The organism is Ignavigranum ruoffiae, assembly GCF_023195815.2.
Lineage (GTDB): Bacteria > Bacillota > Bacilli > Lactobacillales > Aerococcaceae > Ignavigranum > Ignavigranum ruoffiae.
On sequence record NZ_CP096206.2, the window covers coordinates 1,148,025 to 1,161,310 of the forward strand.

At 40.5% G+C, this 13,286-nt stretch carries 10 protein-coding genes and 1 other RNA gene; 4 read left to right on the forward strand and 7 right to left on the reverse strand.

Annotated elements, in window-relative coordinates; translation table 11 throughout:
- Positions 1–34: 34 nt before the first annotated feature.
- Together alaS and M0R79_RS05505 are read right to left on the reverse strand one after the other, a co-directional pair.
- The gene (alaS, locus tag M0R79_RS05500; RefSeq protein ID WP_248416065.1) at positions 35–2,692 is read right to left on the reverse strand and encodes an alanine--tRNA ligase; all 2,658 of its coding nucleotides are present in this window, start codon (positions 2,690–2,692) and stop codon (positions 35–37) included.
- Between the two features lie 240 nt (positions 2,693–2,932).
- Positions 2,933–3,730, reverse strand: coding sequence for a Cof-type HAD-IIB family hydrolase (locus M0R79_RS05505; protein ID WP_248417184.1), 798 nt, complete (start codon positions 3,728–3,730; stop codon positions 2,933–2,935).
- Positions 3,731–3,858: 128 nt separating this feature from the next.
- On the opposite strand from M0R79_RS05505, the gene M0R79_RS05510 reads away from it, so the two are divergent.
- Entirely contained in the window at positions 3,859–4,827 is a 969-nt protein-coding gene (locus tag M0R79_RS05510) for a diacylglycerol/lipid kinase family protein (RefSeq protein WP_248416064.1), read from the forward strand.
- Here the strand turns inward: M0R79_RS05510 and recD2 are convergent.
- The 4 genes from recD2 to M0R79_RS05530 all read right to left on the reverse strand — a co-directional run bounded on the left by recD2 (position 4,805) and on the right by M0R79_RS05530 (position 10,128).
- Positions 4,805–7,264, reverse strand: coding sequence for an SF1B family DNA helicase RecD2 (gene recD2, locus M0R79_RS05515; RefSeq protein ID WP_248416063.1), 2,460 nt, complete (start codon positions 7,262–7,264; stop codon positions 4,805–4,807). The genes M0R79_RS05510 and recD2 overlap by 23 nt on opposite strands.
- A gap of 217 nt (positions 7,265–7,481) precedes the next feature.
- Positions 7,482–8,606 carry a tRNA 2-thiouridine(34) synthase MnmA gene (gene mnmA / locus M0R79_RS05520; RefSeq protein WP_248416062.1) on the reverse strand — a complete coding sequence of 375 codons (1,125 nt, stop codon included), beginning with the start codon at positions 8,604–8,606 and terminating at the stop codon, positions 7,482–7,484.
- Between the two features lie 28 nt (positions 8,607–8,634).
- On the reverse strand, positions 8,635–8,973 hold the full coding sequence (locus M0R79_RS05525) for a cysteine desulfurase (protein WP_092569535.1): 339 nt from the start codon (positions 8,971–8,973) through the stop codon (positions 8,635–8,637).
- A 6-nt stretch (positions 8,974–8,979) separates the two neighbouring features.
- Entirely contained in the window at positions 8,980–10,128 is a 1,149-nt protein-coding gene (locus tag M0R79_RS05530) for a cysteine desulfurase family protein (RefSeq protein WP_092569533.1), read from the reverse strand.
- Positions 10,129–10,412: 284 nt separating this feature from the next.
- Between M0R79_RS05530 and M0R79_RS05535 the strand changes: the two genes are divergently transcribed.
- The 3 genes from M0R79_RS05535 to M0R79_RS05545 all read left to right on the forward strand — a co-directional run bounded on the left by M0R79_RS05535 (position 10,413) and on the right by M0R79_RS05545 (position 12,497).
- A complete protein-coding gene (locus tag M0R79_RS05535; protein WP_092569531.1) occupies positions 10,413–11,696 on the forward strand; it encodes a replication-associated recombination protein A in 1,284 nt (427 codons plus the stop codon).
- Between the two features lie 99 nt (positions 11,697–11,795).
- Positions 11,796–11,986, forward strand: a non-coding RNA gene (gene ssrS / locus M0R79_RS05540) — 6S RNA.
- A 214-nt stretch (positions 11,987–12,200) separates the two neighbouring features.
- Positions 12,201–12,497, forward strand: a complete 297-nt coding sequence (locus tag M0R79_RS05545) for a hypothetical protein (protein ID WP_092569529.1) — start codon at positions 12,201–12,203, stop codon at positions 12,495–12,497.
- A gap of 187 nt (positions 12,498–12,684) precedes the next feature.
- On the opposite strand, the gene pyrR is transcribed toward M0R79_RS05545, so the two are convergent.
- Positions 12,685–13,215, reverse strand: coding sequence for a bifunctional pyr operon transcriptional regulator/uracil phosphoribosyltransferase PyrR (gene pyrR, locus M0R79_RS05550; RefSeq protein ID WP_248416061.1), 531 nt, complete (start codon positions 13,213–13,215; stop codon positions 12,685–12,687).
- Positions 13,216–13,286: the final 71 nt, after the last annotated feature.

The following is a 13,286-nucleotide window of genomic DNA, read 5'->3' on the forward strand; positions in this document are numbered from 1 at the left end:
CACGATTTAAGCCCATAAGAAAACATTTTTCAATTTATTCTTCTGTAAAGCTAGCAATTGTCTCGGCCACTTGGTCTAACATACTGTCAATCTTTTCGGGTGATTTACCACCGGCTTGAGCCATTTGAGGACGGCCACCTCCGCCTCCGCCGACCATCTTAGCCAACGGCTTAATTAGATCACCAGCCTTGACACCTTGGTCAATGGCCATATCATCAGCAAAGACATTTAAGACGACTTTACCTTCGTTATTAGATACCAGAATGAGTAGGTTAGATACGTTTTTTTGGCGCCATTGATCGCCTAAATTACGTAGAGATTCACTACTTTGATTATCTACTCGAGCGGCAATATAGGTCAATTCTCCGACAGTTTCTACTTGGTCAAAGATTTTGTTTGATTCTTGCTGCAAGAGTTTGGCCATTAAGCTTTGAATTTCATGGTCTTGATCTTTTATTTGTTCTTGCAGTTGACTCAACCGATGCAGAATTTGATCGGTTTGTCCCACCTTAAGTTGTTCTTGGATTTGTTCCAAGATAGCTTCTTCAGCACGGTAATAATCGATGGCAGCCTGACCCGTCAAAGCTTCGATTCTTCGAATACCCGCGCCAATACCTGATTCAGAAAGGATCTTGAAGGTCGCGATTTGTTGGGTATTATTAACATGAGTTCCCCCACATAATTCAATCGATTCGCCACCGATATTCACAACGCGAACGATATCACCATACTTTTCGCCGAAGAGGGCCATCGCTCCTAAGGCTTTAGCTTCATCAATTGGCATTTCACTAATATCTACCGGAATAGCTTGGTTAATCATCTGGTTAACATATTCACTGATGGCATCCAATTCTTCTTGAGTGACCTTACCAAAGTGCGAGAAGTCGAAACGAAGTCGATCAGGTCCTACATAAGAGCCCGCTTGGTTGGCATGAGGTCCCAAGATTTGTTTAAGTCCTTGGTGTAATAAGTGAGTCGCTGTATGATTTTGATTGGTTTTTTGACGAGCTGTCGGGTCGACACGTAAAGTATAGGATTGATTCTTTAGTAAAGGCATGCTGGTCTCTTCAACTTTGTGCATAAATTGACCATTTGGCATCTTTTTGACATCTTTAATCGATGCAATTAAATCAAAGCCATCATAAAGACCACCCTGATCAGCAATTTGTCCACCCATTTCTGCATAGAATGGTGAACGATTAAATACCAACCAAGCCCCTTCAGTTCCTTCATACTTATCCAATAATTGATCTTCTTGAATAATATATAAGATACTAGCATCCGTTTCCAATTGATGATAACCCACAAAATCAAAATCAGAATCAATTTCAGTTAAAATAGCCGATTGAACATTCATACTGGATTCTTGACTGCGGGCATTGCGGGCACGTTCTCTTTGTTGTTCCATCTCCGCTTCGAAAGCTTCCACATCGACAGTAAAACCATGGTCCACCGCCATTTCTTGGGTTAATTCCAATGGAAAACCAAAAGTATCATAAAGTGTGAAAGCTTGATCTCCAGGAATTTCTTGAATACCATTCTCTTTTAACTCTGTCATTAATTCTTCGAGTTGCATTTCACCTTCCTCAATGGTTTCATGGAATCGTTCTTCTTCGGACGTTAAGACCTCTTGAACAAATTCAATCTTATCATGCAGCTCTTGATAATAGCTTCCCATAATATCGCTAATGACGGGTACCAATTTCGCCAGGAATAGACCTTGAATGCCTAAACGGCGACCATGCATCACTGAGCGACGAATTAAGCGACGAATAATGTAGCCTCGTCCTTCATTAGATGGAAGGGCCCCATCACTAATAGCAAAGGCCACCGCACGAATGTGGTCAGCAATAACTTTAAAACTTGTTTTAATCTTCTCACTCGCTTCAGCATACTGATGGTGATCAGCCATGGATTCTAATGCCTGAATAATTGGCATAAAAAGATCCGTCTCAAAATTGGTAGGTGTATCTTGAATCACTGAAGTTAACCGTTCAAGACCTGCCCCAGTATCGACGTTCTTATGAGGTAAAGGTTGATAAGTATCATCAGGCATATGATTAAATTCTGAGAAGACTAAGTTCCAAATTTCTAACCAACGCTCATTCTCTCCGCCGGGATAATTTTCTGGATCATCTTCTGCTAGATTGCTATACTTCGCCCCCCGATCGTAGAAAATTTCAGTATCGGGACCACAAGGACCGGCACCAATATCCCAGAAATTGTCTTCCACCGGCACTAAATGGCTCGGATCAAAACCTTCTATCGCTTCCCACAAATCCTTAGTTTCGACATCTTCTGGATAGTAGGTCACATACAAGCGTTCAGGTTCAAAGGCTAACCATTCTTTACCCGTTAGAAATTCCCAAGCCCAAGGAATAGCTTCTTCTTTGAAATAATCCCCCACAGAGAAATTCCCTAGCATTTCAAATAAAGTATGGTGACGCGCGGTAACCCCTACATTTTCAATATCGTTGGTCCGGATTGATTTTTGAGAATTGGTAATCCGTGGATTCTCAGGAACTTCACTGCCATCGAAATATTTCTTAAGCGTAGCGACGCCCGAATTAATCCATAGTAAAGTAGGATCATTAATGGGAATTAATGACGCACTTGGTCGGACCTCATGGCCTTTACTTTCGAAGAATTTCAACCACAAATCACGGATCTGAGCACTGGTTAATTTTTTCATTCTATCCCTCCAAAAAAATAGAACCGTTATACGCAAGGGCGATGACCGCGGTACCACCTTGCTTATAACGACTCCTGTCAATTATATCTCAATTCTATATCGCAGATAGGCGCTCTTTTTTCAAAGAGAAATGGTGAGGTAGCATTTAATTCATCGTTTCTTTCACCTAATAAAACGTCTCTAATCGCAAATTAAACATGTCCTCTTACTTTGCATTATACGCAAGCAAATCCCTTGCTGTCAATCTTTAATAAAGTATTTTTTGATGATATAAGCCACACCATCATAATCATTGCTTGGAGCAATCTCAGCAGCTATTTTCTTAAGCTCTGGATGACCATTTGCCACTACTACCGCTTTGCCACTGGTCTGTAACATCTCTAAATCATTATAGCTGTCACCCATGCCAATAATTTCTGAAAGCTCTAAGTTTAGCAATTGAGCAATTTCCTCGATTGCCCGCCCTTTCGATACTTCTTGATGGACAATTTCTAAATAGAAGGGTTTGGAAATCGTCAAACGAGTTGCCTGACCAAAGCGTCCTGAGTAGTCTTGATAAATTTGTTGAACAATTTTGGGATCGCCAACGCCCATCATCTTAGGCAAGACGTCGTTCAATTGCTCAAAAAATTCTGCATCATAACGACAAGGCAAACCCGTTAATTCGGATTCAATCTGGGTATAGTCATTCTTCCAATTAATCACAATCTCCTGCTGGTCATAAGTTAAACTAGCTAAAGGGCTACGATTTAGAAAGGAAATTAATGTTTCCTGGTCTTCTGGATTGAGTCCCTGTTGATAAACAACTTTCTCTCTCTTTAAATCATAAATCACTCCCCCATTGTAGGCGATGATATAGGATAATTGTTCTTTACATCCTGTCTCTTTAGCTAATTGATAGACAGAAGCTAAGGGGCGTCCACTAGCCATCACAAAATGGAATCCGGCAGATGTCATCTGTTGAATGGCACGAATATTCTGCTCTGAAATGACATTATCCGAATTTAATAAGGTATCATCGAGATCAGTGACTAACATTTTATACAAGTTTTACCCCTCCATGTTGTTACTTCGATTGGTCGCATTCTCTTTTATGAAGTTCATTTTACAATAAGCTGAAAATACGTATAATAAAGGCTGATGACTTCAAAGAAAAGAGGCTTTTCATGATCAACCGTGTCCATATTATATGCCACCCAAACTCGGGTCAAGGCCAAGGAAAGTATATTCTCAGCAAAGTTCTAGCGTACCTAGACCACTATCAAATTTTCTACCAAGTTCACCAAACAACCGCTGTTAACCAAGCTGGACTGATGGCTAAACAAATCGCCTGTCAAGTTGATTTATCGGACAACAATCATCTATTAATTATCGGCGGTGACGGGACCTTACATGACGTGGTTCAGGCATTATGGGAAATTGAGCGAATCATCCCGGTAAACTATATCCCCACCGGGACCGGCAATGATTTTGCCCGGGCTTGGCTAAAAGATCAAACCTATCAAGATGTTCTAGAAAATATGTTGTTCCATCCGCAGATTGTTAATGTACCGATTTTTACCTATGAAAATCATCTAGATCATCATACAGGAATTATTCTGAATTCCATGGGCTTTGGTTTTGATGCCGTCACTAACCGAAAAACGGGTGAATTTATGGCTACACTGAATCCCTTTCTTAAACGATTGGTCCATAAACTAAAATTAGCCTATCTTTGTGGTTTAGTTTTGAGCCTATCATCGGTTCCGAAATTTCCTCTACACTTAATCATCGACGGCAAATCGATTGCACACAAAGATGTCTCCATTGCGACAGTCGTCAACAACCCTATGCTAGGGGGCGGCATCCAAATTGACAATCTTTCCCGCGCTGACCGAGCAGAATTGGTTACCATTCTCTACCATGATATTGATTTTTCGGCGATTAAAGAACTCTTAGCCAAGGTATTCATCCATAAGAACCAAGATCGTTCAAAGCATGTGACGCGCTATGTGGCTGATTACTTGCGTTTAATCATTAAAGAACCCGTTCAAGGTCAAGTAGATGGCGAAAGTTTTATCTTTCCTGAAATTGATATGACTTTCAATTTAGCGACTTATCCCTTTATCCTACCTACTCCTCGTTCTGCTTATTAGGTAAAGTTTCTACCAAGAAATCTTGCGGACAGCAATCGCCCATGCCAATCATTGGATCTATCTCTTGATAATTATCCAAGGTCAGTCGCAAATTTATCTCCGCCGAGCTTGGTGCTGAATTTGACTCCACAATTTCTACATCATCTTGCTCGAATGCGATTGAATTCGCCTGAGTTGTCCGGTTTATAAAGACTTCTTTTAACCAAGTTTGTAAATGGGTGTGACGTTTTTCTTGCTCTTGTTGAACGGCTTTAAAGAAAGATTGAGGATTACCAATCATCACTAAAGACTTCTGCGCTCGAGTTATCGCCGTATAGAGAATATCTTTTCGTAACAATCGTGAGTATAGGTCCACTAAGGGTAGGATGACTAAATCATATTCCGAGCCTTGGGCCTTATGAATTGAAGTACAGTATGCCAGGGCCAGTTGGTCTAAATCAGATTTACGATAGACTAGCTCACGATCATCATCAAACTCAACTAGAATTTCTGGCTGTTTGGATTCTGTTTCTTTTTCAGTAAAGATTGCCGTGATATGGCCGATATCCCCGTTGAAGACCCCTTCTTCGGTATTATTAATCAATTGAATCACTTTATCCCCGCGCCGATATATATGCTCGAAATGTTCGATTTGGCGCTTTTTTTCTTGGGCAGGATTTAAAAGGTTCTGTAACATTATATTTAAGGCGTTAATGCCCGCCGGTCCTTTATACATCGGTGCTAATACTTGCAGATTATGACTATCGAACCCTTTCACATAAGCGTTGGCTACCACTTGTTCGATGACGAAACTGACTTGTTGACTGGAAGCTTGAATAAAAGCCCGGTCTGTTTGTTTGACTAAGAAATTATCAGGTAATTTGCCCTGACGAACCTGATGGGCCAGGTGGATAATTGAAGAATCTTCGGCTTGGCGATAGATTTTTTGTAGCGCAATCGTCGGAATCTGATCACTTTCAATGAGATCTTCGAAAACCTTACCTGGTCCGACTGAAGGTAACTGGTCACGATCACCAACGAGAACAATTTGCATCTGATAAGGCACCGCTTGCATCAACCAATGCATTAACCAGGTATCCACCATGGACATCTCGTCAATAATTAATAGACTCCCCTCTAATTCCTCTGTCATTGGGGCATCATCTCGACGTACCTCACGGGTATAGCCTAACATCCGATGAATCGTCATCGCCGGTAAGCCGGTGGTTTCTGACATCCGCTGAGCTGCTCGGCCAGTAGGCGCAGCGAGGAGGATGGGAAGGGCTTCTTTTTTGGCAATATATTTTTCTAAGGGGTAATCGTGTAATAAACTATGTAAGAGAATCAACCCTTTAATCAGGGTAGTCTTTCCGGTACCAGGTCCACCCGTAATAATCGAACACGGGGAATGGATAGCTAACTTGAGCGCTGCTAACTGAGATGAATCATAATCAATCCCGGTTAATTCTTTCACTTGATTTAAACACTGATCAACTTCGGCTTCTGAGTATATTTCAACATCGTTATAAGAAATATAATCTTTCAAACGATGAGCAATCCCCTTCTCAGCCAAATATAAACTGGCGATACTCAAACCCGCTTGATAACGGAATAAGCGCTCCTGATCCAAGGCCGAATTTAGCGCTTGTTCAAGTAGGTCTGAATGGATTAAAGCCGGTCGACTATTCTCTAGACGTTGACGCGCCAGTTCAAGCGCTTCTGCTTGGTCAACGAAAGTATCTCCTTCACTCAGGCATTTTTCGGCCACTACGGTATACAGCCCCGCAACTACTCGTTGCAAGGACAAAGCCTCAACCCCTAATTGTTCAGCAATCGCATCAGCCCGATTGAAACTGATCCCTTCAATTTCTTGCGCCAATTCATATGGATTTTCTTTAATAACATTTAGGGTATCCACCGTCCAACGTTGATAAATCCGCTCAGCGAGCGTGGAGCCAAAGCCCCATTGACTTAATTGAATGAAAATTCGTTCAGTCCCTTTGTAAGTTTTAAGTACTTCAAAGAGATTCGTCGCTGTCTTCTCAGACAGACCTTGAATATTTGTGAGGCAGCTGGCATCGTCGAGGATTTTATCAATGGCATCCATCCCTAACTGATCGACAATTCTTTCAGCCAGAACTTGACCCACGCCCTTAAAACGATCACTTGATAAATATTCAATCAGACCAGCCTTACTCGTAGGCGAAACTTGTTGATATCGAACCACTTGAAATTGTTCTCCGTATTTAGGATGGACAATCAAGCGACCCCAGAATTCGTAACGGGTATCCAAATGTAAAGCAGCAAATTGTCCCGTCATCACAATTTCATCAGCAGACCAGGAAGGATTCGCCGATTGATCTAGTAGAACCCGAATTACTTTATAAAAATTATTTGGATTTTCAAAATAGATAGCATCCACTTGACCAATCATTTGGATTAATTCACTTTCCACCATCGTCACCCCTCTATCAGCTCTTCATTTCTCTATTCTATCAAAGTCAAAGGTTCAGAACAAACATCGATTATTTAACAATAAGCTTAGGCCAAAATATTTAGCCGGTCGCAAACTGTGTTATATTTACAACATTTCATATATTCAAATATTTTGAAGACTATGAAAAAACCTCGACGAGCGTCCAGCTCAATCAAGGTTCTAAGAATTTAATAATCTATTATACATATTGACGTTGTTCATTGTGCATAAAGGCCGCATCAATCATACCTCCGCCCAAACATTCTTCGCCGTCATAGAAGACAACGGCTTGTCCAGGTGTTACCGCCCGAGCCGGTGAATCAATGTAGACCACGGCTTCCGTCTGATTGGTTGAAAGTTCAACTCGAACCGGTACATCTTTTTGCCGATAGCGGAATTTTGCAGTACAAGTAAAACCGCTAGGCATAGCCTGATTTTGAGTAAAATGAAGATTTGAAGCGGTTAATTTATTCGCATATAAATGATCATGATGAAAGCCTTGGCCAACATAGAGCGTCCGTGAGGCTAAATCTTTGCCGATTACAAACCAAGGTTCATTCGATTTAGTCCCGCCGCCAATGCCTAAGCCGTGACGTTGACCAATTGTATAATACATCAAGCCCATATGATGGCCCTTCACTTCTCCATCCAGAGTCTTCATTTCTCCGGGTTGATTTGGGAGGTAATCAGCAAGAAATTCATTGAAATTACGTTCACCGATAAAACAGATTCCTGTTGAATCTTTCTTGTGGGCGGTCGCTAAGCCTGCTTCTTCAGCAATTTGGCGTACTTCTTTCTTTTCAAGATGACCTAGGGGGAACAGTACTTTCTGTAATTGTTCTTGCGATAATTGATTGAGGAAATAAGTCTGATCTTTATTATCGTCACTACCCCGTAACAAATGGACTTGACCCTCATTATCTCTTCGAACTTGAGCATAGTGACCCATGGCAATATAATCTGCGCCTAAATCCATAGCATAATCTAAGAAGGCTTTGAATTTGATCTCCTTATTACACATCACATCAGGATTAGGGGTCCGCCCCGCGCGATATTCACTCAAAAAATACTCAAAAACACGATTCCAATATTCTTTCTCAAAATTGACACTATAATAAGGTATACCGATTTTATCAGCAACTAAGGCCACATCATTATAATCCTCAGTTGCCGTACAAAAACCATTCTCATCGGTATCGTCCCAATTCTTCATAAACAGACCAATTACATCATAGCCTGCTTGTTTCAGTAACAATGCCGCCACAGAAGAATCCACGCCACCACTCATGCCGACGACGACTCTTTTATGTTGATTTTCTGACATGGTTCCCTCCTTTCTTAAACTACGCCTTTTACTTCACTTCTACGAGTACATTGCGATCGATAAAGCCATCAAAGATAAAATTAATCTTTTCGACTAACATGGCATTATTATCTAATTTACTCACATCAATGCGCTTCAATTCATTATGGCTCACTGTGGCAATTGATAAGCCATCTAGGTCCTTGTTAACCATCACTTTAAGAATCAAACCTTGTTTATGGTCCACATTCATATCTCTTTTATAGACATGATTTCCTGAATTTGTCTTCATAAAACCATTATCTCTTAGAGTATATGCCTTACATGCTGGACTCACTTTAAATACTCGATCGAAACCTTTCAGCTCTGCTTCTTGTTGAAATGACATGACGTTTTACTTCCTTTCCAGTATTTCTAATAATATCTTGGTAAAAGTTTTAATATCTTCCATCGTTGTTTGATAACCATAAGAGATGCGAATGCTTTGATGCCAGCGATCACTCTGATCGGGATAATAAGCTTGTAAAACTGGGCTATCGGATACTGAGCCAGCTGAACAAGCAGATCCAGCTGAAACATAAATGTCCTTTAAATCTAATTGGATCAAAATTTGACTAGCTTCACGTCCAGGCAACCAAAGATTCAAAATATGATCAACTTTATCTGTCTCCACCCCATTCACTTCAAAGAGAATACCCTGTTCCGTCAAGGTGTCAACGATATATGTAGAATAGGTGTGGGCCTGTTTATTGGCCTGGTCTTGTTCCTTGGTAGATAAGGAAAGAGCGTGCACCATCCCTCGTATATAGGGTAAATTTTCGGTTCCAGAACGTAATTTTGCTTCTTGACCGCCACCGAACAATAAGGGTTTTAAGATCATCCGTTCATCCCATGGCCGATAAACTAAGAAGCCGATGCCCTTAGGACCGGCAAATTTATGAGCAGAGCCAACAAAACTCGTACAGTACTCTGCTACATCCTCTGTTGACAGATGCCCCATCATCTGAACCGTATCGACATGAAACCAAGGTATATTGTGTTCGCGAGCCGCTAAACCAAGATCTTTAATCGGTAAGCGAGTCCCTAATTCATTGTTAATTGCCATAGCAACCCAGCCAATCGTATCTGAGCTACTCGCAGCGATAAAATCATTGACTGTATAATTTCCTGCTGTATTAGGCTTCAAATAGGTCACGCGAAATCCATCCTGTTCTAAATGCTTTAGTACTTCAGAAACGGAAGGATGCTCAATAGCTGTCGCTACAATGTGTTGGCCAAAACCTAATTGCCGTGCTTGTTCAGCTTGTTGACGGAGGGCCCAATTATTAGCTTCTGTTGCTCCAGAGGTGAAATATATTTCATTCGCTGAGACACCTAATAGCTGAGCCATCTCTTCGCGAGCTTGCCTTAATTTTTGTTTGCTTTTTTTACCAATTTGATAAATTGAAGAAGGATTTCCATATTCTTCTTGTAAACTATGTTGAATCAATTCGATGACTTCTGGTCGAATCGGATTGGTTGCCGCGTAATCTAAATATATCATAATAGCCTCCTCCGTGATTACTAAGCCTATCCTACCATAAATTTGAAATATATTTAGTAGAAAAAAGATCCAAAAGGACCTTTACTCGTTTGAATCGACATAGTATATCATCTTTATCAATTAAATACTAGTCTTTTGTGAAAATTACGAACGAATGTGCGGATATTTCTGCTTATTCAGTTAAATGGTGTTTTAATCGTGTTTGACTTTTTATCGTGTTCAGAAATTCTATGCTATAATTTATTATTGAAAGAAATGAAACTTGCTAATCAAGGAGGGATTAAGTGCAAGAACCCTTAGCATATCGTATGCGTCCTCAGAATATTGATCAAGTCATTGGTCAACAACATCTGGTCGGATCAGGTAAGATCATTCGTCGGATGGTCGATGCCAACCGTCTCTCATCGATGATTCTCTATGGTCCTCCTGGGACTGGTAAAACCAGCATCGCTGCCGCTATTGCTGGGTCCACTCACCTCGCTTTTAGAACTTTAAACGCTGCCACCGATTCGAAGAAAGATATTGAAATTGTAGTCGAAGAAGCCAAAATGTCGGGGAGTGTCATCCTACTCTTAGATGAAATCCATCGGCTTAATAAGGTTAAACAAGATTATCTTCTCCCCCATCTCGAGAACGGACGGATTATCTTAATTGGCGCTACCACTGAAAATCCCTATATCGCCATCAATCCTGCTATTCGTAGTCGGCTACAAATATTTCAAGTTCATCCTCTTAGCCCTGAAGATATTAAGATTGGATTGCAAAGAGCTTTGGCCGATTCAGAAAGAGGTATGGGGCAATATTCGGTGGATATTTCTGAAGAAGTGCTGAATCATTTCGCCCATGTCAGTCAAGGTGATCTACGTTCGGCTTTGAATGCCCTTGAATTAGCGATTCTCTCGACCCAAGCCAATGACCAAGGAATGATTGTCATTGATCAAGAAGTGGCTGAAGAAAGTTTGCAACATAAGCGGATGGCCCACGATAAAGATGGCGATGCTCATTATGATGTGATTTCGGCTTTACAAAAGTCGATTCGCGGTAGTGATGTCGATGCAGCTATTTATTACCTGGCAGTCCTCCTTGAAGCTGGAGAATTATTAATTGCCTGTCGACGCTTATTAGTCATCGCCTTTGAAGACATTGGTTTAGCTAATCCAGCAGCCGCTCAGCGAACTGTGGCCGCAGTAGAAACCGCAGAAAAATTAGGTCTCCCAGAAGCTAGAATCCCTCTAGCTTTTGCGACAGTGGAACTGGCTTTAAGTCCCAAATCAAATACCAGCTATCGGGCCATTAACACCGCCATGGCAGATATTCAAGCGGGTCACTATGGCCCCGTACCGGAACACCTGCGAGATGCTTCCTATCAAGGAGCCAAAAAATTGGGACGAGGCATTGATTATAAATATCCCCATGATTATCCTGGCCACTATGTAGATCAACAATATTTGCCAGATGCTTTAAAAGATAAACAATATTTTAAAGCTGATCCCACGGCTAATTATGAGGCGGCTCTGCTAAAGATTTATCAGAATATTCAACAGAAACAAGCCAAAGACCAAACGTAATGATAGCCCTTACAAGGCGACACTATCAATCTTTGTTCTACTTGCTTGAGCAAAAAAACTTGCAAAGCAGACAAATTGTGCTACAATACAACCATAGAAAGTTGTCTGCGGTGTACGAGAGACACGTATTGTGTGGACCGAACAATTATTCTTATCTTGGGATCCTATGATCGAGTAACTATGACAAGCCTTTTACACTTGGACGTCAGAAACTACTTGTGGGGAGCCCACCTGTATATACATACAGGTTCAAGACATATGTGTTAAGAAACGGCACTACCGGATAACTTTACTAGTCGGCTTCGGCCGACTTTTTTGCTTGTTTGTCTAAATTCTCCGAATCACTTAGACTGATTTGAAGAAATTAACGTAAATTAACGGAATTTACGATTCCTATACCAAGCAACTTCAAGTAATTTAAGACTAAATAAGGCCAATATCCATTGAATTTTTAGGATTAAAGTCTAAAATAATTAGTAGAATATCCCTGAAAGGTAGGAACATATGAATATCATCTGGATTGCCCTTCCATTGACCTGTTTAATAATATCAGCGAGTCTCTTTCTTTACAAAAAAACATTGATGGATTATGTCGGTGCCCAACATTTTCAAGTGATCCTGCTTTTTTCAGTAACCTTATTTATCTATGGCCTACTTGGTCTAGCTATTTTCTTTTACCAGCAACTTATTTTCTTACTCATATGGTTGCTATTTATGCTTCTATTACTTGGCTTTATTTATTATGTATTCAAAAAATTACACTTAGAACATCAGCAAAATCAAAAGAATGAGCATCAATAATTCATCCTGTCGACAATTTTAATAATACTGATGCAAAATTAATTTCAAATCGGTTTGATGATTTATACATAGAAGTATAGATATCTATGAACGAATAATAAACCTCGGGAAAATATTTGGTTTTCCTGAGGTTTTTCTCTATTATATGACTTTAATTCGCTGACTTTCTGCGCATTTTGAATAAACTTTAATAAATAATCAACACGCGATCCTCTTGATCTACTTCTACTAATTCAACTTGAACACGTTCAGATTGTGAAGTCGGAATATTCTTACCGACAAAGTCAGCTCGGATTGGCAATTCACGATGCCCCCGATCGACCAAGACTGCTAGTTGAATTAAATCCGGACGTGAATGTTCTAGTATCGCATCCATCGCTGCTCTTACCGTTCGGCCAGTAAATAGGACATCATCCACGATGACGGTCTTCTTGCCAGTCAATCGAGTATCCCAATGAACTGGTTTAACTAGAGGATCTGCCGACTTCTTAGTTAAGTCATCCCGATAAAAAGTGATATCCACTACTTCAATAGGAACTTTTACCCCATCAATATCGAAGATTTTATTTTGTAAACGTTGAGCCAAATATTCTCCCCGTGTTTTCACACCTAATAAGACCAAATCGTCAGCTGATTTATTTCTTTCGAGTATCTCATGAGCAATCCGTTTCAGCGTCCGATCCATGGCACTCGCGTCCATTAATTCATTTGCTCCCATAAATTCACCTCATATTCTTTCCCCATTATACCAAAAAAACAAGGCTAAACAATGAGCTATCTGAGCTGTTT